Origin of the sequence: Microbispora sp. H11081 (assembly GCF_012999535.1) — a bacterium.
Classification (GTDB): Bacteria; Actinomycetota; Actinomycetes; order Streptosporangiales; family Streptosporangiaceae; genus Microbispora.
Window position 1 is genome coordinate 522,023 of the sequence record NZ_JABBWV010000001.1, and the last position, 19,602, is coordinate 541,624.

Here is a 19,602-nt window from a genome sequence, read left to right on the forward strand (position 1 = left end):
GTCGGGGGGTCTTCACCGCCCGGGGGCCGGCTCGGCCGTGTGACGGCGCGCCGCCGCGCGGCGGGCGACGAACCGGCCGAGGGTCCACACGCCGATGCCGCTCCACACGAGGTTGAGGATCGCGGAGGGCCAGGCCGAGTGGTACGCGCTGTTGATCATCAGGGTGACCGCGCCGCCGAAGTTGAGCAGCTGGTAGGGCAGGCCGTTCCCGGACATCCTGCCGGACGACACCATGGCGTACGCGAGCAGGAGGATGACGGCGCCGGCGGTGCCGATGATCGTGATGAACGTGGACATCAGGACGGCTCGCCGTCCCGGGAAATGGTCATGGTGCGATGATCCTGCCCCGGCAGTGTGAAGAGCAAGTGAAGGTTTCTTAATCCACCCATAAGATCCGCTGTATGGATATCGACCCGCGACGGCTGCGGATCCTGCATGAGGTGTCCCGCAGGGGCGGCGTCATGAAGGCCGCCCAGGCGCTGCACCTCACGCCCTCGGCCGTCTCCCAGCAGCTCGCCCAGCTCGAACGGGAGGTCGGCCTCGCGCTGTTCGACCGGTCGCAGCGCAGGGTCTCGCTGACCCCCGCGGGCCGCGTGCTGGCGGCGTACGCCGAGCGGATCGAGGAGCAGCTCGCCGAGGCCAGGCACGAGCTCAACCGCTTCGCCGAGCGGCTGTCGGGGCCGGTCACGATCGCGGCGTTCCCGACCGTGATCCGGCATCTGCTCGTGCCCGCCCTGCGCGAGCTGGCCGTACGGCACCCGCGGATCACTCCCGTCATCCACGAGCTGTTCGGGCCCGGCGCGGTGCAGGAACTGCGCCTCGGCGGCGTGGACCTGGTGGTGACGGAACGGGACATGAGCCAGCCCGCCGCCTCCCTGCAGTCGATGTCCAGGCACCGCCTGCACGACGACGAGTACCGCATCGTCGCCCCGCCGTCGTGGGACACGGTGCCCGCCACCGTCGCCGACCTCGTCGACCTGCCGTGGGTCGCGGGCGTGCCCGACCAGGCGTGCGGGCAGGCGCTCGAACGGCTCGCCCAGCTTCACGGGTTCGCGCCGCGCCGGGTGCACCTGATCGCGGAGTTCCCGCCCGTGCTCGGGCTGGTGTCGGCGGGGCACGGCGTGGCGATCGTGCCGTCGCTTGCGCTGCTCGACGTGCCGCCGGGCGAGGTGGTCGTCACCGGCATCCGCGGCGTCGGCAGCCGCAGGCTCGAGGCGCTGACCAGGGTGAGCCGTACGACGTCGGGGGAGCCCGACCCCATGCAGGCCGTGGTGATCGAGGTGCTGAGTGAGGCGGTCGAGGCGGTGGAACGCCGGGTGGGCGAGCTCAGCCGCGCCTCTTCAGGCTCGTCCGTGTCCTGACCCGTCGCGCCTCAGTCGGTGATCCGGGGGCCGGTGATCCGGTCGGCCAGGCGGGCGAGGCGCTCGCGCAGGCCGAGCCGCCGCACCTCCCCGGCCGCGCTGCTCACCAGGTGCTGCGCGGCGTCGAAGCTCAGGACTGCCCCCTCGCTCGGCACGGCGATCGCGTCGTGGGCGAGGGACTCCAGCTCGGGGTCGCCGCCGTCGACGGCGAGGATGGTGGCGCCGCTGCGGCGGGCGTCGTCCACACGCTCCAGCAGGGGCACGGGCGCCCGTCGCTCGGCGACCACGAAGAGCGTCTCGCCCCTGCCGGTGTCGCGCAGGCGCTCCATCCCGACCCGCAGGTGGGCGGGCGCGCCGGGCGGCGGCGCCCAGCGGACGAGCGTGGGGGACAGCTGGGCGAGTCCCGACAGCCGGGCCTCGTCGGCCAGATGGGCGGTGACGTGCCACGGCTCGTCCTCGGGTGCGCCGACGACGAGGAGCCCCCCGGCCGACCTGGTCGCCCGCAGGGCAAGGCCGAGCTCCCGGGTGCGTTCGACCCATCCGGTGGAGGCGAGCACCTCGCGCAACAGGTTCACCGACGCGGCGTCCATGAACGTCATGGTGCCTGACACGAGCCCCCGAAGTCCCGCCAATCGGCCGCTTGACGCGAAGCGTCGGCACGTCCGGCGTCCACGCGTACGTGGCGGTCCGGTCGCGGGGACACGTCGTGGGCCCCTTGACCAGGGCGGCGCACCCGGCGGGGACGACCCGGCGAGTGCCCGTCGAAGGCCTGCTGGCATCATCTGTGCCATGGCTGAGCACAACACCGTAGATCTCCCCGACGTCTCCGCACTTACCATCGGCATCCTTGGCGGCACCGGCGACCAGGGCAAAGGACTGGCACGCCGGTTCTCCCTGGCCGGTCACACCGTGCTGATCGGCTCGCGCAGCGCCGAACGCGCCCAGGAGGCGGCGAGTGAGATCGGTGTGCGCGGTGCCGCGAACGCCGAGGTGGCGGCCGAGGCGGACATCGTGATCGTCGCGGTGCCCTGGGACGGGCACAAGGCCCTGCTGGAGTCCCTGCGCGAGCCGCTCACCGGCAAGATCGTGATCGACTGCGTCAACCCGCTCGGCTTCGACAAGCAGGGCGCGTACGCGCTGCCCGTGGAGGAGGGGAGCGCGGCGCAGCAGGCGGCGGCGGTGCTGACCGGCAGCCGGGTGGTCGGAGCGTTCCACCACGTGTCGGCGGTGCTGCTGCTCGACCCCTCGGTGGCGGAGATCGATCTCGACGTGCTCGTGCTCGGCGACGACCGCGAGGCCACGGACGTCGTGCGCGCGCTCGCCGGGCGCATCCCCGGAGTGCGCGGCATCTACGCGGGCCGGCTGCGCAACGCCCACCAGGTCGAGGCGTTCACGGCGAACCTGATCTCGGTCAACCGCCGCTACAAGGCCCACGCCGGCATCCGGGTCACCGACGTCTGAGCCCCACACGTCTGAGCCCCACACGTCTGCGCCTCACATGTCTGAACCTCACACGGCGGTGGCGACGAGCCAGTCGGCCACCGCCTCGGGGGCGACGAGTTGGTGCAGATGCTCTCCGGGGATGCGGGCGACCGGCCAGCCGCGCTCCCCGGCCTCCGCGGCGAGGGCGGCGTACGTGTCGGCGAACCACAGGTAGCCGCTCCTGAGGTGGTCCCAGCGGGCCGGCACCGGGATCTCCTCCTCGTAGTACGCGAGGGGCAGCCGCGCCTGCTCGGCCACGACCACCTGGCGGACCTGTGGGTCGGGGAGCAGGGCGGCGACGACGTCCTGCGGCCACCAGTCGGTCCAGCGGGGCAGGACGCCCGCGTCGTCGGCGAGGGAGCGCAGGAAGGCGAGGTGCTCCGGCTCCGCCGCCCGGCACCCGCCCCTGCGCGGGGGCAGGGCGGCGTCGACGAACAGGCACGCGGCGACCTGCCCGGCGAGGGCCTGCGCGATCAGCGGCACGAACAGCCCGGCGTTGCTGTGCGCCACGACGGCCAGCGGTCCGCGCGGCGCGCTCGCCGCCACCTCGCTCACCACCCTCGGCCAGTACGGCGGCGGGCCCGTCGTCACGTCGGTCAGCGGGGGCACCACGGCGGTGTGCCCGCGCGCCCGCAGGGTCTCGGCGACGGGGGCCCAGGTCGAGGGGCCGACGGAGGGACTGTGCACGAGGAGGAAGCTGACATCCACCCCCTCATCCTCACCGGGCGCGGCGGTGATGGAACCCTCCTCCGCTCGCCGCGTAACCGGTCGTCGAGGGGGCCAATCTGACAAGAGCTACTTCTCTGGGTAATTCTGGACGGCATGAGCTCCCTGCATCCCGAAACGCGCGTCGTCCACCTGCCCCGGCCCATGCCGGAGGACAGCAGGCCGATCGCCATGCCGATCTACCAGACCTCGGGGTTCGTCTTCGACGACCCGGCCGTGTTCGCCGACGGCATGGGGCGGCCCGACGGGGCGTACGTGTACGGCCGGCTCTCCAATCCCACCGTCCGCGCCCTGGAGGAGGCGGTCGCCGGGCTGGAGGGCGGCGTGGCCGCCGTGGCGACAGGCTCGGGCATGGGTGCGATCAACGCCGTGCTGCTCGGCCTGCTGGGGTCGGGCGACCACGTCATCGCCCAGTCGGCGCTGTACGGCGCCACCGCGCAGGCCCTGAACGGTCTCGCTGAGCGCTTCGGCGTCGAGATCACCCATGTGCCGCACGACGACCCCGCCGCCGTACGGGCCGCCGTGCGGCCCACGACGAAGCTGCTGTATCTGGAGACCATCGCCAACCCGATGACGCAGGTGGCCGACCTGCCGGGGATGTGCGCGGCGGCGCGCGAGGCCGGGATCCTCACTGTGGTCGACAACACCTTCGCCTCGCCCGTCCTGTGCCGCCCGATCGAGCACGGCGCGGACATCGTGGTGCACTCGGTGACCAAGTATCTGTCCGGGCACACCGACGTCGTCGGCGGCATCGCCGTGTTCGCCTCGGACGACCTGTACCGCAAGGTGTGGTCGTACGCGGTGGAGCTCGGCGCGACGGCCGACCCGTTCGCCGCGTGGCTGACCCTGCGGGGGATGCAGACGCTGCCGCTGCGGATGGAGCGTCACTGCGCCAACGCCCGGGTGCTCGCGACGCGGCTCGCCGGGCACCCCGCCGTGGCCGCGGTCCACTGGCCGGGCCTGCCGTCGCACCCGTCGCACGAGCTGGCCGCCAAGCTCCTGCCCGACTTCGGCGGCGTGTTCTCCTTCGACCTGGCGGGAGGACGTACGGCGGGCGAGGCGTTCATGCGCAACGTCAGGCTCGCGCTGCTCGCGCCCTCGCTCGGCGGCGTGGAGACGCTGATCCTGCACCCGGCCACGACGTCGCACCGCTCGGTGAGCGCGGCGGGCCTGGCCGCCGCGGGCATCGGCGAGGGGACGGTCCGGGTGGCCGTGGGCATCGAGCACGCCGAGGACCTGTGGGCCGACTTCGCCCAGGCGCTCGACGCGATCTGAGGCGCCCGCATGGGAAGGGCGGCCGCGGCGTGTGCCGCGGCCGCCCCGCGGGGCGTCAGCGGTAGCTGTGCTCGGGCCTGGGGAAGACGCCGGAGACGACCTCGTCGGCGTACGCCCGGATCGCCCGGTCCATCTCCCCGGCCAGGTCGAAGTACTTCTTCACGAACTTGGCGGGCTGCGGGGTCAGGCCCATCAGGTCCTGCCAGACGAGGACCTGCGCGTCGGTGTGAGGGCCCGCGCCGATGCCGATCGTGGGGATGCTCAGCGACGTGGTGACCCGCTGGGCGAGGTCGGCGGGGACGCATTCGAGCACGACGGCGAAGGCGCCCGCGTGCTCGAGCGCCTTGGCGTCGGCCATGAGCTCGTCGCCCGCCTGGCCGCGGCCCTGCACCCTGTAGCCGCCGAAGGCGTTGACCGACTGGGGGGTCAGGCCGAGGTGGGCCATGACCGGGATCCCGGCCGACACGAGCATCTCCACCTGCGGGAGGACCCGGTGGCCGCCCTCCAGCTTGACGGCGTGCGCGCCGGCCTCCTTCATGAAGCGGGCCGCGGTCTCCAGGGCCTGCTGGGGTGAGGCCTGGTAGGAGCCGAACGGCAGGTCGGCCACGACCATCGCCCGCGACGAGCCGCGTACGACCGCGGCGGTGAGCGGGAGGAGGTCGTCGACCGTGACGGGCAGCGTCGAGTCGTAGCCGTAGACGACCATGGCGGCCGAGTCGCCCACGAGCATCACCGGAATGCCCGCCTCGTCGAACACCCTCGCGGTCATCGCGTCGTACGCCGTCACCATCGGCCACTTCTCGTGGCGCTCCTTGGCCGCCGCGATGTCGCGGACGGTGACCCTGCGACCCGCGGCTCCGCCGTAGAGGGCGGATGTGGACATGGCGGAAACAGAGGACATGGCTACCTCCAGGCCTCGTGGCGCCCCTGTGGCGTCCCCGGACAGTCAGATCATTGCATGTCGCCATGGCTTGGAACACCCCGGGCCGACGGCGTAATCCGGGGCGATGAACCCCTGTGATTAATGGGGCAAAAGGGGCAACCCGGCGGCGAAGACGCCGACGCCGCCCGGCACAATGCCGTGCGGAGGTAAGGATCCATAATGGCTTTTGATCGTTACCGGCGGGTGCTCGCCCTGCCGGGCGTGCGGGCGTTGCTCGTTGTCGGCATGATCGCGCGAATCCCCCTGACCGGCACCGGGATGACCCTGACCCTGCACGTGGTGAACACCCAGCATTTGGGTTTCCTCCAGGCGGGCCTGGTCGGCGCCGCGTCCATGGTGGGCGCCGCGGTCGGGTCGCCGCTCGTCGGCCGCTTCGTCGACCGCCGCGGGCTGCGCCCGGTGATGGCCGTGACGACCCTCGTGCAACTGTGCCTGTGGTGCACCGCGCCGTCGCTGCCGTACGCCGTGCTGCTGCCGGGGGCGCTGATCGGAGGGCTGTTCAGCCAGCCCGTGTTCGGGGCCATCCGGCAGTGCGTGGCCGCGATGGTGCCGGTGGAGAACCACCAGACGGGCTTCGCCCTCGACTCGATGGGCGTGGAGCTGTCGTACATGGTGGGGCCCGCCCTCGCGGTCGCGAGCGTGACGGCGTTCGGCAGCACCGCGACGATGTACGGCGTGGCCGCCGGTCTGGTCGGCTCGGGGGTGGCGCTGTATCTGCTCGACCCGCCCACCCGCTCGGCCGAGGAGAAGGCGCAGAACCAGGGCGCCGTCCCCCGGCGGCAGTGGCTGCGGCCCCGCCTGCTCGCCCTGTTCCTCCTGGTGTCCGGGCTGACCTTCGTGCTCACCACGACCGAGCTGGGCATCGTGGCGATGCTCAAGGCCGACGGCGCGACCGCCTGGACGGGGCTGGTCCTCGCCCTGTGGTGTGGATTCTCGCTCGTGGGCGGGTTCGTGTACGGCGCGCTGCCCCGGGGGCTGTCGCCCGCGCTGCTCGCGGGAGGCCTGTGCCTGCTGACCGCGCCGGTGGGCCTGATCGGCGGGGGCCTGGGCTGGCTGTGCCTGGCGCTGGTGCCGGGGGGCCTGCTGTGCGCGCCGGCGCTGTCGTCCACCGTGGACGCCGTCAACCGGAGTGTCCCCGCGGCGGCGCGGGGGGAGGCGATGGGCCTGCACGGCACCTCGCTGACGATAGGAGGCGCACTGGCGGGGCCGCTCGCCGGCTGGCTGCTGGACTCGCACGACCCCGCGTGGGCCTTCGCCGCGGCCGGAGCGGTCGGCGTCGCGCTGGCCCTGCTCGCCGGGTACGTATGGCGGCAGGCTCCGGCGGGTGCCGGCGCAAAGGTCGGTGCCGGTGCCGGTACGGGTGCGGGTGCGGGTGCGGGTGCGGGTGTGAAGGTCGCGGCCGGTGGCGGAGCCGGGGTGGGTGCCGGGGTGGGCGCCGCTGCCTCTGTCCCGCAGGCCCCCGGGCCCGCCCGCGTCGGGGAGTAGAACCTCCCTCGCGCAGGCATCGCCCGAGGTCGGCGGCGGCCCGGGAATGGAACGGGCCGCCGCGTGGATATACAGGGTGCGGCGCCGCGGCCCGCGCCACCCCGTGAGGTCAGGGACCCGGGTGAGGGCGAGTGCGGAGGACAGGCGGCGGCCGTGATTATGAAACGGTCCTGTTGCGTATCGGAATCGGTTAGCGCTACGCTCTCGTTGCGAAACACGGTCGTATCGAAATCATGGGGGATTCGTGGAAGCGCATACCGGTCATCCACGCCGCTGGCAGGTCCTCGGCGTGATGGTGTTCAGCCTGCTGGCGGTCGTCCTGGACAACACCATCCTCAACGTGGCGATCAAGACGATCGCCGATCCCGTCCACGGCCTGGGCACGACGCAGAGCCAGCTCGAATGGGCGATGAACTCCTACACGCTGGTGTTCGCCGGCCTGCTGTTCACCTTCGGGGTGCTGGGGGACCGCTACGGCCGTAAGCGGATGCTCATGACCGGCATGGTCCTGTTCGGGCTGGCCTCGCTCGCCAGCGCCTACGCCCAGGACCCGGCGCAGCTCATCGCGGCGAGGGCCCTGATGGGCCTTGGGGGCGCCGCCATCATGCCGGCGACACTGGCGATCATCTCGAACGTCTTCCCGATCCACGAGCGGGGCAAGGCGATCGGCATCTGGGCCGGTGGTGTCGGCATCGCCGTGGCGATCGGCCCGATCACGGGGGGCGTGCTGCTGGAGCACTTCTGGTGGGGCTCGGTCTTCCTCGTCAACGTGCCCATCGTGCTGATCGGCCTCGCGCTGATCGCGACGCTCGTGCCCGACTCGAAGGACCCCAACAAGGCCGGTCTCGACCCGATCGGCGTGCTGCTGTCCATCATCGGCCTGGTCAGCCTCGTCTACGGCATCGTCAGGATCAGCGACCTCGGCACCCTCGCCGACGTCTCGGTCATCGTGCCCACGCTGCTGGGTCTCGCGATCCTCGCCGCGTTCGTCTGGTACGAGAGCCGGATCGACCACCCCGCCTTCGACGTGCGCCACTTCCGCAACGCGGGTTTCTCCACCGCGATCGCCGCCGTCGGCCTCGTGTTCTTCGCGGCCATGGGCGTGATGTTCTTCCTGGCCTTCTACTGGCAGATCGTCCGGGGCTACTCGCCGCTGCAGTCGGGTGCGCTCGTGCTGCCGTTCGCGGCCGCTCAGCTGATCTTCGCGCCGCAGAGCGCGCGCATGGTCCAGAAGTACGGAGCGCGGGCCGTCGGCACGGTCGCGATGCTCGTCATCACGCTGGCCCTCGCGGCGTACGCCCTGGTGGACGTGGACACGCCGATCTGGATCCTGCTGGCCCTCGGCTTCGTCCAGGGCGCGGCGATGGCCAACATCATGCCCCCGGCGACCACGGCCATCATGAACGCGCTGCCGCGTGAGAAGGCCGGTGTCGGCTCCTCGATGAGCAACGTCGTCCGGCAGGTCGGCGGCACGCTGGGCATCGCCATCCTGGGCGCGATCCTGTCCGCCAGCTACCGCAACGACATGGAGGGCAAGGTCGCCGCTCTGCCGGAACAGCTCCACCACGTCGTGACCGAGTCCATCTCCGGCGCGGCCGGCGTCGCCGCCGGGCTGGGCGAACGGGGCGCGAGCCTGCTCGACGCCGCGAACGCCGCGTTCGTCACCGGTGTCCACTGGGCCGCCCTCGGATCGGCCTTCGTCGCACTCATCGGCACGCTCGTGGTGGCACGCTGGATGCCGGGCAAGGCGTCGGTCGAGACCGTGATCACCCCGGCTGAGACCGAGAAGGCGGCGGAGGTAGTGTGAGCTCGACATGAAGACGCAGCAGACGGCTGAAGGGGGGGCCCGCCCGGCGGGCCGCCCGCGCAGCGAGAAGGCGGAACGGTCGATCATCGAGGCCACTCTCGAACTGCTCGGTGAGGGCATCGGGGTCTCGGAGCTGTCCATCGAGTCGATCGCCGGCCGCGCCGGTGTCGGGAAGACGACGATCTACCGCAGATGGTCCAACAAAGAGGACCTGGTGGTGGACGCTCTGGCGACGCTCAAGCCGCCGATCCCGCTGCCGCAGGGCGGAACGGTGCGAGACGACCTGGTGACCTACCTCCGGGTGATCCAGGAGGAGTCCCGCCACCACCGCACCCGCTGCATCATGAACATCGCCATGAGCGACTCCGAGCGGCATCCCCGGCTGACGGAACGGTTCCGTGAGCTGGCCGTGGAGCCGCGCAGGGCGGTGGTGGCAGCCGTGCTGCACCGTGGCATGAAGACCGGCGAACTGCGCGCGGACCTCGACGTCGACATGGCGCTGGCGCTGCTCAGCGGGGCCATGATCTGGCTCACCAAGTGGTCCCACTCCGGCGACTACCAGCCCGACCTTCCCGAGCGGATCGTCGACGAGGCGCTCAAGGGCTTCCGCCCCCGCCCAGTCACGGCCGAGGCGTGAGCCGCGCCCGCACCTTCCGGCGGGCGCCCCTCGCTGACGCCGGCGCCCGCCGCTGGAGTTCTCGCCGCTGACGCCGCGACCGGGAGCCGGCGCCGCCCCGGTCGCTGACAGCGCGATCGGGGCTGAGGCCGCCGAGACTGACGCCGCTACCTGCTGACGTCGCTACCGGGCTGACGCCGCGCCGATCGGGGCCGGCTTCCGCGGACCGGAGGCTTTACCCGGTCCGGTCCCCGGTCCCCGGTCCCCGGCAGCGGTGTCGCGGAGACCCGCTACAGGCGCTCGCGCCACCGGGTCGTGATGGGAAGGCGGCGATCACGGCCGAAGTTCTTCGGCGTGATCTTCGGGCCCGGCGGATACTGGCGGCGCTTGTACTCGGCGAGGTCCACCAGGCGGATGATCTTCGTGACCAGCTCGGGGTCGTGGCCCTCGGCGACCAGCTCGTCCCGGCCCATGTCCCGCTCCACGTAGTCGCGCAGCAGCCGGTCGAGCACGTCGTACGGCGGGAGGGAGTCGGTGTCGCGCTGGTCGGGCCGCAGCTCAGCGCTCGGCTCCTTGGTGATGGAGTTCTCCGGGATCGGGGGCTGCCCCGGTTGGGTGTTGCGCCACTCCGCGAGCTTCCAGACCACGCTCTTGAGTACGTCCTTGATGGGGGCGAAGCCGCCCGCCGAGTCGCCGTACAGCGTGGAGTAGCCGGTGGCGAGCTCGCTCTTGTTGCCGGTGGTCAGCACCAGGTGGCCGTGCTCGTTCGACAGGCTCATCAGCAGCATGCCGCGCACGCGGGCCTGGAGGTTCTCGGCCGCCAGGCCGTGCAGCTCGATCTCCTTCTCGAAGGCCGAGACGATGTCGGCGATCGGGACGATCCGCGAGTGCACCCCCTGGCGGCGCACCAGCTCCTCCGCGTCGGTGATGGAGTGGTCCGAGGAGTAGCGCGACGGCATCAGCACCACATGGACCCGCTCGGGCCCGACGGCGTCGGCGGCGATCGTGGCGACGAGGGCGGAGTCGATGCCGCCGGACAGGCCGAGGATGACCGACTGGAAGCCGTTCTTGCGCACGTAGTCGCGCACGCCGGTCACGAGCGCCTGGTAGATCTCGGCCAGGTCGTCCAGCCGCTCGGCGACGACCGGCGCCTCCGGCTCGTACGGCTCGACCGGCGCGGACGACAGCAGCACCCGCTCGACCGTGATGACCGTGCCGTCGTGCGCGTCGTGGGCCGACTCCCCGAGCGCGCCCGTGCCCTCCGGGAGCTCCAGATCGGTGACGAGCAGGTCCTCCTCGAACTGCGGCGCGCGGGCCACCAGGTTCCCCGCGGCGTCCACGACGAGCGAGTCGCCGTCGAAGACCAGTTCGTCCTGGCCGCCGACCATGTTCACGTACGCGAGCGCGCAGCCCGCCTCGCGGGCCCGCCGCGCGCACAGCTCCAGCCGCACGTCGTCCTTGTTCGTCTCGTACGGCGAGCCGTTGGGCACGACGAGCAGGCCTGCGCCGGCCTCGGCGACCACGGAGACCGGGCCGCCGTCCTGCCACAGGTCCTCGCACACGGCGACGGCGACGTCCACGCCGTGCAGACGGAAGATCGGCAGGCGGTCGCCGCGCACGAAGTAGCGGTATTCGTCGAACACCCCGTAGTTCGGCAGGTGGTGCTTGGCCGACTTCGTCACCACCCGGCCGCCGTGGAGCAGGGCGACCGCGTCGAGCGGCGCGCCCTTGGGCTGGCCGACGCGGGGGGCGAGGTCGGCGCGGTCGAGGTAGCCCACCACGACGAGGATGTCCCCGAGTCCCTCGTCGGCGAGCCGCATGGCCGTCTTCGACAGCGCGGTGATCGACGCCTCCGCGAACGAGGACCGGAGCACCAGGTCCTCGGCCGGGTAGCCGGTCAGGAACATCTCGGGGAAGACCACGAGGTGCGCGCCGCGGCCGGCGGCCCTGCGGGTCCACTCGACGAGCATGCCGGCGTTGCCGGCGATGTCCCCGACGACCGGATTGGTCTGGGCGAGAGCGATACGCAGTTGAGCCACGTGCCCACCCTAAGCCGTCCGATTGCTTGTCGTCAAAGCGACGATAAGGGTCAGGCGCCCGGGGACCCGGGGCTGACCAGCCCTCTTTCGTACGCCAGGACCACGAGCTGGGCGCGGTCGACCAGGCCGAGACCGCGCAGCAGGGCCGCGACCTCGTCGGCGACCTCCCGTTCCGGCACGGCCAGCGTCATCGCGATCTGCCGGTTGGTGAAGCCCCGGGCGACGAGCTTGATCAGGTCGATGTCGGAGTCGGAGAGGCCCTCGGGCGCGGCCGGATCGTGCCGGCCGGCGAAGGCCGCGATGAGGTGCGTCGTGACCGCCGGGTCGAGCAGGGCGTCGCCTCCGACGGCGGCCCGGATCGCCGCGATGAGCTGCTCGGGAGCAGAGGTCTTCAGCACGAAGCCGCTCACGCCCGCCCGCAGCGCCGCGTACAAATTCTCGTCGGTGCCGAACGTGGTCATCATGATCACCTTCGGCGGCGCCTCGGTCGCGAGGATGCGCCGGGCCGCCGCCAGCCCGTCCAGGCGTGGCATCTGGATGTCCATCAGCACCACGTCGGGCCGCGCCGACTGGGCGAGCGAGATCGCCTGCTCGCCGTTCTCCGCCTCCCCGACGAGGTCGAGGCCGGGCTCGCTGTCGAGGATGACCTTGAGACCGGTGCGCACCAGCGCCTGGTCGTCGGCGATCAGCACACGCAGGGCCGGCGCGCCCGCCGGCGGGGCGGGTGGGGGGACCTCCGCGGCATGTCCGCCCGCGTCCGAGGGGGCGTCCAGGTGCTCCGCCTGGAGGAGGATGTCCTGCTCCAGGCGCTGCAGGGTTGGGCCTAGGTCGAGCCCGAGTTCGTCGCGCAGCGCCTCCCTGGCCCGCCGCAGCGCGCCGAGCGCGTCACCCTGCCGTCCGGCGCGGTAGAGCGCGAGGGCCAGAAGCCGCCAGGCCTCCTCGCGCAACGGGTACGCCGAGGCGTGCGCCTCCAGGTCGGGGATCATCGGGCCCGTACGGCCCAGCCGCAGCGCGGCGTCCGCCCGGCGCTCCACGGCGAGCAGGCGGAGCTCCTCCAGCCGCGTGGCCTCGGCCTGCGCCCAGGTGAGCTCCTGGAACCCGGCGAGAGCGGGCCCGCGCCACAGGGCGAGGGCGGTCTGCATCCGTTCCAGCGTCGCGGCCGGGCCGTCGTCGTCGCACTTGACCAGGTGCTCGAAGTGCCAGGCGTCCACGTCCTCGATCTTCGCCCGCAGCGCGTAGCCGGGCGGGGCCGACACCAGCACGCCGGCCTCCTCGCGCGGCGCGCGGCCGGGTTCGAGCGCCCGCCGCAAGCGGGAGACGTACCCCTGGATCGTGGACAGCGCCTGGGCGGGGGGCGCGCCCGGCCACAGCTCGTCGATCAGCACGGTCACCGGTACGGCGCGCCCTCCGGCCACGAGCAACCGGGCGAGCACGGCCTGTTGACGCTGTCCGCCCAGGTCGAGCGGCTCGCCGTCGGCAATCGCCTCGAACGGCCCAAGAGCACGAAAAGTCACCATCGCACGGTAAGCGTAAGGGCACGGACCACCCCGGATGCGCCTGCCGTCTCTCGGTTGGGTCACGAGGTGCGGCGGCCGGTCCACGACCACCCGCTACCGGGCTGTCATCGGGCCGTCGGGGGGTCGCTGCAGGGCTGCCGTGCGGCCTGTTGTCGCCCGGCCCCGGGCGTCACGCGCCCGCCCGCGAGCCGGGACGGCCCGCCGAGTCAGGCGACGAGGGGGAACCTGGCCTCGACCACGGTGCCACCGGTCTCCGGCGAGGTGATCACGCAGCTTCCGCCCAGCTCGGCCGCGCGCTCACGCATGGACGACACGCCCACGCCCGCGCGCGGGCGGGCGGGAGCGCCGATGCCGTCGTCCACGATCCGCACCCGCAGTTCGCCGCCGCCGTCCCTGGCCGGGGTCCGTGTGACGACCACCCTGATCCGGGCGGCGCGGGCGTGGCGGCGCACGTTGTTCAGCGCCTCCTGCACGATGCGGTACACCGCGACCTCCACGGCGGCCGGCAGCCCGGTGAGATCGCCCTCCACCCGCACGGAGACGTCCTCGACGCCGTCCGTCCCCCTGGGCAGGGTCTCCTCCGCCAGCGCGCGTACGGCTCCCGCCAGCCCCAGGTCGTCGAGGGCCGGGGGCCGCAGGCCGTACACGAGCTCGCGGATGTCGCCGGCCACCGCGTCCATGCCGGTCCGCAGCTCCCGCAGCAGGTCGTCGGCCGTGGCAGGGGACTTGGCCAGGCTGACCCTGGCCATGTTGATCGTCATCGCCATCGCGCCGAGCGTCTGGCCGAGCCCGTCGTGCAGGTCGCGGCGCAGCCGCCGGCGCTCCTCCTCGCGGGCGGCGAGAATGCGCTCGCGTGAGCGCTGGAGGTCGGCGGCCATCCGTACGGCGTGGGCGACGTCGGCCACGTAGGGCAGCAGCGCGCCGAGCACCCGATCGTCGTGGGCGGCGGCGAACCGGCGGACCCCCGGCGGCCCCAGGAGCAGCTGGCCCACCGGCTCGCCGTGCCAGACCAGCGGCACCTCGCGCGGCGACGGCCCCACATGGCCGCTCTCCACGTAGCGGGGCCTGCCTTCGGCGATCTCCACGGCGACGCCCTCGACCGCGAGGCCCTCGCGCACGACCGTCACCACCGACGCCAGCGCGTCGGCGGGGTCGGCCCGCCGCACCTCCTGCGTCAGCCGCTCGGCGAGCAGGGCGGGATCGCCCACCGGGCCGTACAACGCGCGGTCGGCCACGCGCAGCAGGGCGCGGCGCAGGGGCTGGAAGAACGCGCCCGCGAACAGCGCCGCCGCGAGGCCGGCCACCTGGTGGTATCCGGAGACGACCAGGCTGGAGACCGCCCCCGCGCCGAAGTAGACGGCGCCGATCACGATCAGGAGCCCGGCGGTGACGAATGTCCGGCTGATCACCGTGTCGATGCCGTACAGCCGGTAGCGCAGCGCCGCGAAGAGGATCGCGAACGGGATGAACGCCGCCCAGAGCGTCGCGGGCAGCCACATCACCGGGCCGATCAGGTACAGCACCACGTACACGGCGAAGACGGACAGCGGCCAGGCGATCTGGCGTCGCGTCACCGGGTCGGCGCCGCGCAATCGGAGTACGAGCGAGGCCAGCGCCGCCACCACGCAGGCCTGGATCGCGTACTGCAGTACGTCCCACAAGGTGCTGTAGTAGGGGAGGAGCGCTCTGACCTGCAGCGGGTTGTGGATCACCGTCGGCCAGCGGTAGCCGGCGGGGTCGGGGTCGGGGCGCAGCAGGCCGAGGACGACCTCCGCGAGAGTGGCGACGGCGCCGATGACGACGACCATGCGCCAGCCGCGGGAGGGCAGCCTGCCGGTGGGCGAGTAGAGCGGAACCAGGACCGCCAGCAGCAGGCCCGACACCGCCCAGCAGATCAGCTCGACGGCCCGGGCCACGCCCGCCGCCCCCATGTCGCCCTGCGAGGCCCAATGGAACATCAGCGCCGTGAAGGCGACGTTGCCCGAGCCCAGGAGGCCGCCCACGCAGATGAACCAGGCGATGACGAGCCGGGGCCGCTGGGACACCAGGAACGCTCCCGTGAACGGGAACGTGAGCGCGACGCCGACATCCGGGGTCAGGATGGGGTGCGGCTGCCACCGCGCGGGGAGCCGGATCTGGACCAGCACCCCCACGAGGGTCAGGACCAGTGCCACGGCCGCCATCGCCCAGGCCACCGCCCGCGCGGGAGAGGCAGGGGGGTTATCGTCCATTCTGCGATGGATTATGGCCCGTCGCATTCTCCCCCCGCCAGCATTCCCCACCCCTCCCCCACCCTTTCCCCGTGATCTTGTAGTTTGTCGCAGACGGGGCGTCCCACCTGCGACTTCTCCTTTCGTGATCTTGCAAATTTTCTCGCGCGGCGGCCCTGGCCTCGGCGAACTCGATTCGTGATCTTGCAAATGCAAGATCACGAATGGCAGGCTCGCAGGTCGGCCACGCTCTGTGCGAAAAACTGCATGATCACCGACGATGTACGTGCACGTCAGCGGGATCCGTGCGACAAACTACAAGATCACGGTGGTGGGGGTGGTGGGGGTGGTGGGGAGGCGGGCTGTGACGGTGGTGCCTCGGCCGGGTTCCGAGGTGACGGCGCAGGTGCCGCCCAGCTCGGCCGCCCGCTCGGACATCGAGCTCATCCCCACGCCCGACCTGCGGTCCGGCGGCAGCCCCACGCCGTCGTCGGCCACGGTCACCCGAAGCTCGCCGTTCCTGTGCAGGACGACCCGCACGCGCCGGGCCCGCGCGTGCTTGCGCACGTTGTTCAGCGCCTCCTGCACGATCCGGTAGGCCGCCACCTCCACGGCGGCGGGCAGCCCGGCCATGTCCCCGGTCACCTCGACCTCGGCCACCGACTCCTCGCCGGCCGCGAGGCCCGGACGCGCGTCCTCCGCCAGGTCCCGTACGGCTCCCGCCAGCCCGAGATCGTCGAGGGCGGGGGGACGCAGGCCGTACACGAGCTGGCGGACGTCGGCGGTGACGCCGTTCATGCCCTCGCGCAGGTCCCGCAGCAGGGCGTCGGCCGTGTCGGGGGACCGTTCCAGGGTGCGACGGGCCATGTTGATCGTCATCGCCATCGAGGCCAGCGTCTGCCCGAGCCCGTCGTGCAGGTCGCGGCGCAGCCGCCGCCGCTCCTCCTCCCGCGCGGTCAAGATGCGTTCGCGGGAGCGCTGCAGCGCGGTGGTGAGCGACACGGTGTGCGCGGCGTCGGCGACGTACGGCGCGAGCACCGCGATCACGCGTTCGTCGTGGGCGGCGGGGAAGCGGCGCCCGCCCGGCGGGCCGATCAGCAGCCGGCCGACCGGCTCGCCGTGCCAGACCAGCGGCATCTCCCGCGCCACCGGCTCCGGCCGGCCGCACGTCGTGACCGTCCCGTCGATCTCCACCGCGATGCCCGTGACGGAAAGGCCCTCGCGGAGCACTTCCAGGGCGGCCAGCAGGGCGTGGGCGGGGTCGGCGTGCTGCAGCCGGCGCCGCAGCCCGGCGGCGAGCGCGAGCGGGTCGCCGCCCGCGCCGTACAGCGCCCGGTCGACGAGGCGCTGCAGCCCGTTGCGGATGGGATGGAAGAACGCCCCGGCGAACAGGGCCGCGGCCAGGCCGGCGAACCGGTCGACGCCGGAGATGATCAGGCTGGAGCCCGCCCCGACGAGCACGTAGACGGCGGCGACGACACCGGCCAGGCCGGCGCCGACCAGGGTCCTGCTGATCAGCGTGTCGATGCCGTACAGCCGGTAGCGCAGCACGGCGACCGCGATCGCGGCCGGCACCAGGGGGAGGGTGAGCGAGGCCGTCCACCAGACCGGGACGCCGATCACCCAGGGGACCACCACCCCGGCCATGGCCACGAGCGGCCACAGGATCTGGCGGCGCTCGATCCCGTCCGCCCGGTTGAACCGGACGACGAGCGAGGAGAACGCCAGCGCCATGCCCACCGCGACGACCGTGTGCAGCACCTGCCGCGTGCCCTGGTAGTACGGCGCGAAGGCGGCCACCTCCAGCGCGTTGTATCCGGTGCGCACGCTCGACGGGGCGATCAGCGAGCACAGCCAGTCGAGCGCGAGGGCCGCCGCGGTGACGCCGCCCGGCACGCACCACCGCTTGGACAGGATCCGCCCCGTGGGATACAGCAGCGGCAGCAGCACCCCGAGCGCGTACGTCGTGAGGTTCCACACGCCGTCGGCGAAGACCCACAGCGGGTGGACCAGCGGATGACCGCCATTGTGGACGAGCAGGGTCGCCAGGTTGGCGGCGAGGATGTTGGCGGCCGACCCCAGGCCGCCCAGGCACAGCAGCCAGCCGAGCAGCAGCCGGGGCCGCGAGATCACCAGCAGCGCGCCGAAGATGGGGAACGTGCTGCCCGCCACGTCCTCGGGCGCGAACGGCAGCGGGGAATGGGGGTTGTCGGGCAGTTGGGCCGTCACCCAGATGCAGGCCAGTTCCAGGCAGATCGCCACGCCGGCGATGGACACCGCGACGGCGGGGCCGAGCGCCCGCACCCGGCCGGGCCAGTCGAGAGCGCGCAGCCGCCGCAGCCGCTCGAACGGCGCCGCGTCCGCCTCGGTCTCCGGCACCGCCTCGATCTCCACCACCGGCTCGCCGACGGGGGACCAGGGAGCCTCGGCCGAGGAGCCGGGCCGGGACTCCACGGTGTCGAGCGGAGGTGGTGCCACGGACGGGGGCTCCTTCGGGTTCTGCACCGGCATACCCGGGAGGGTAGGGCGCGGAGGTCGACACTCGATCAACGCCTGATCAACAGAAACGACGAGCGTGCCGCGGGTTTGGTTCGGTGTGATCCGAGTCACGTCGCGCCCGTGCCGTCCCCCGTACGGGCGGCCGCCACCGCCGTGGTGATCGGCAGGACGGTCGGCTCACACCTCCTCGTAACCCCTGTGAAACACTGACGGGGCAGACTGGTAGGCGACCAGACCTGTCACTCCGTGAGGTACGCCTTGGACCGCCAGCAGGAATTCGTCCTCCGCACGCTCGAAGAGCGAGACATCCGGTTCATCCGGTTGTGGTTCACCGACGTGCTCGGCTTCCTGAAGTCGGTGGCCATAGCGCCCGCCGAGTTGGAGGGCGCCTTCGCCGAGGGGATCGGCTTCGACGGCTCGGCGATCGAGGGCTTCTCCCGGGTCTACGAGTCGGACATGCTGGCCAAGCCCGACCCGTCGACGTTCCAGATACTGCCGTGGCGCAGTGAGACGCCCGGCGCCGCCCGCATGTTCTGCGACATCCTGATGCCGGACGGCTCGCCGTCGCACGCCGACCCGCGCTTCGTGCTCAAGCGGACGCTCGCCAAGGCGGCCGACATGGGCTTCACGTTCTACACCCACCCCGAGGTGGAGTTCTTCCTGCTGCGCAACCGGCCGGAGAAGGGCCAGCGGCCCGAGCCGATAGACGAGGGCGGCTACTTCGACCACACGCCGCACAGCGCGGGCCACGACTTCCGCCGCAACGCGATCATGATGCTGGAGTCGATGGGCATCTCGGTGGAGTTCAGCCACCACGAGGGCGCGCCGGGTCAGCAGGAGATCGACCTGCGCTACGCGGACGCGCTGACCACGGCCGACAACATCATGACGTTCCGCCTGGTGATGAAGGAGGTGGCGCTGGAGCAGGGCGTGTGGGCCTCGTTCATGCCCAAGCCGTTCACCGACTTCCCCGGGTCGGGCATGCACACCCACATGTCGCTGTTCGAGGGCGACCGCAACGCCTTCTACGAGCCCGGCGCCGACTACCAGCTCTCCAAGATCGGCCGGTCGTTCATCGGCGGCCTGCTCAAGCACGCCGCGGAGATCACCGCGGTCTGCAACCAGTGGGTCAACTCCTACAAGCGGCTGTGGGGCGGCGCGGAGGCCATCGCCGGCGCCGGCGGCGAAGCCCCGTCGTACGTCTGCTGGGGGCACAACAACCGCTCCGCGCTCGTGCGCGTGCCGATGTACAAGCCGCACAAGAGCGGCTCGACCCGCATCGAGTTCCGGTCGCTCGACTCCTCCTGCAACCCTTATCTCGCCTTCGCCGTCATCCTGGCCGCGGGGCTGAAGGGCATCGAGGAAGGGTACGAGATGCCGCCCGGCGCCGAGGACGACGTGTGGGCGCTGACCAGCGCGGAGCGGCGGGCGCTCGGCATACAGCCGCTGCCGCAGTCGCTGGACGACGCGATCACGGCCATGGAGCGCAGCGAACTGGTCGCCGAGACGCTTGGCGAGCACGTCTTCGACTACTTCCTGCGCAACAAGCGCTCGGAGTGGCAGGAGTACCGCCGCCAGGTGACCGAGTACGAGCTCGGCCGCTACCTGCCCGTGCTCTGAACCCGGAGATTGGTCACGGCGT

The 19,602-nt window shown here is 72.2% G+C and carries 15 protein-coding genes; 7 read left to right on the forward strand and 8 right to left on the reverse strand.

Translation table 11 applies throughout. The features are described from left to right. Positions 1-12: 12 nt before the first annotated feature. The gene (locus HHX31_RS02255; RefSeq protein WP_169944539.1) at positions 13-297 is read right to left on the reverse strand and encodes a hypothetical protein; all 285 of its coding nucleotides are present in this window, start codon (positions 295-297) and stop codon (positions 13-15) included. A 104-nt stretch (positions 298-401) separates the two neighbouring features. Here HHX31_RS02255 and HHX31_RS02260 point away from each other — a divergent pair, with 104 nt between their 5' ends. Continuing rightward, the gene (locus HHX31_RS02260; protein WP_169944541.1) at positions 402-1,361 is read left to right on the forward strand and encodes a LysR family transcriptional regulator; all 960 of its coding nucleotides are present in this window, start codon (positions 402-404) and stop codon (positions 1,359-1,361) included. 11 nt (positions 1,362-1,372) lie between these two features. On the opposite strand, the gene HHX31_RS02265 is transcribed toward HHX31_RS02260, so the two are convergent. Then, on the reverse strand, positions 1,373-1,951 hold the full coding sequence (locus HHX31_RS02265) for a hypothetical protein (protein ID WP_169944543.1): 579 nt from the start codon (positions 1,949-1,951) through the stop codon (positions 1,373-1,375). Between the two features lie 199 nt (positions 1,952-2,150). Here HHX31_RS02265 and npdG point away from each other — a divergent pair, with 199 nt between their 5' ends. After that, the gene (gene npdG, locus HHX31_RS02270) at positions 2,151-2,822 is read left to right on the forward strand and encodes an NADPH-dependent F420 reductase (RefSeq protein ID WP_169944544.1); all 672 of its coding nucleotides are present in this window, start codon (positions 2,151-2,153) and stop codon (positions 2,820-2,822) included. Between the two features lie 48 nt (positions 2,823-2,870). On the opposite strand, the gene HHX31_RS02275 is transcribed toward npdG, so the two are convergent. Continuing rightward, positions 2,871-3,551, reverse strand: coding sequence for an alpha/beta hydrolase (locus HHX31_RS02275; RefSeq protein ID WP_169944546.1), 681 nt, complete (start codon positions 3,549-3,551; stop codon positions 2,871-2,873). A gap of 114 nt (positions 3,552-3,665) precedes the next feature. On the opposite strand from HHX31_RS02275, the gene HHX31_RS02280 reads away from it, so the two are divergent. Further along, on the forward strand, positions 3,666-4,844 hold the full coding sequence (locus HHX31_RS02280; protein WP_169944548.1) for a PLP-dependent aspartate aminotransferase family protein: 1,179 nt from the start codon (positions 3,666-3,668) through the stop codon (positions 4,842-4,844). A 55-nt stretch (positions 4,845-4,899) separates the two neighbouring features. Here HHX31_RS02280 and panB read toward each other — a convergent pair whose 3' ends face one another. Further along, entirely contained in the window at positions 4,900-5,727 is an 828-nt protein-coding gene (gene panB, locus HHX31_RS02285) for a 3-methyl-2-oxobutanoate hydroxymethyltransferase (protein ID WP_396709661.1), read from the reverse strand. Between the two features lie 219 nt (positions 5,728-5,946). Here panB and HHX31_RS02290 point away from each other — a divergent pair, with 219 nt between their 5' ends. From HHX31_RS02290 to HHX31_RS02300, 3 genes are all read left to right on the forward strand, one after another. After that, a complete protein-coding gene (locus HHX31_RS02290) occupies positions 5,947-7,272 on the forward strand; it encodes an MFS transporter (protein WP_169944551.1) in 1,326 nt (441 codons plus the stop codon). A 244-nt stretch (positions 7,273-7,516) separates the two neighbouring features. Beyond that, positions 7,517-9,079: an MFS transporter gene (locus HHX31_RS02295; protein WP_169944553.1), complete on the forward strand. Its 1,563-nt coding sequence runs from the start codon at positions 7,517-7,519 to the stop codon at positions 9,077-9,079. A 7-nt stretch (positions 9,080-9,086) separates the two neighbouring features. Beyond that, entirely contained in the window at positions 9,087-9,716 is a 630-nt protein-coding gene (locus HHX31_RS02300) for a TetR/AcrR family transcriptional regulator (protein WP_169944554.1), read from the forward strand. A 269-nt stretch (positions 9,717-9,985) separates the two neighbouring features. On the opposite strand, the gene HHX31_RS02305 is transcribed toward HHX31_RS02300, so the two are convergent. The 4 genes from HHX31_RS02305 to HHX31_RS02320 all read right to left on the reverse strand — a co-directional run bounded on the left by HHX31_RS02305 (position 9,986) and on the right by HHX31_RS02320 (position 17,939). Next, entirely contained in the window at positions 9,986-11,734 is a 1,749-nt protein-coding gene (locus tag HHX31_RS02305; RefSeq protein ID WP_169944556.1) for an NAD+ synthase, read from the reverse strand. Between the two features lie 50 nt (positions 11,735-11,784). Then, complete coding sequence (locus HHX31_RS02310) at positions 11,785-13,251, reverse strand: BTAD domain-containing putative transcriptional regulator (RefSeq protein ID WP_169944557.1); 1,467 nt, start codon at positions 13,249-13,251, stop codon at positions 11,785-11,787. A 206-nt stretch (positions 13,252-13,457) separates the two neighbouring features. Further along, positions 13,458-15,482: a sensor histidine kinase gene (locus tag HHX31_RS02315; protein WP_169944559.1), complete on the reverse strand. Its 2,025-nt coding sequence runs from the start codon at positions 15,480-15,482 to the stop codon at positions 13,458-13,460. Between the two features lie 294 nt (positions 15,483-15,776). After that, positions 15,777-17,939 carry a sensor histidine kinase gene (locus HHX31_RS02320; RefSeq protein ID WP_311931206.1) on the reverse strand — a complete coding sequence of 721 codons (2,163 nt, stop codon included), beginning with the start codon at positions 17,937-17,939 and terminating at the stop codon, positions 15,777-15,779. Positions 17,940-18,218: 279 nt separating this feature from the next. Between HHX31_RS02320 and HHX31_RS02325 the strand changes: the two genes are divergently transcribed. Continuing rightward, the gene (locus HHX31_RS02325) at positions 18,219-19,580 is read left to right on the forward strand and encodes a glutamine synthetase family protein (RefSeq protein ID WP_169945536.1); all 1,362 of its coding nucleotides are present in this window, start codon (positions 18,219-18,221) and stop codon (positions 19,578-19,580) included. Positions 19,581-19,602: the final 22 nt, after the last annotated feature.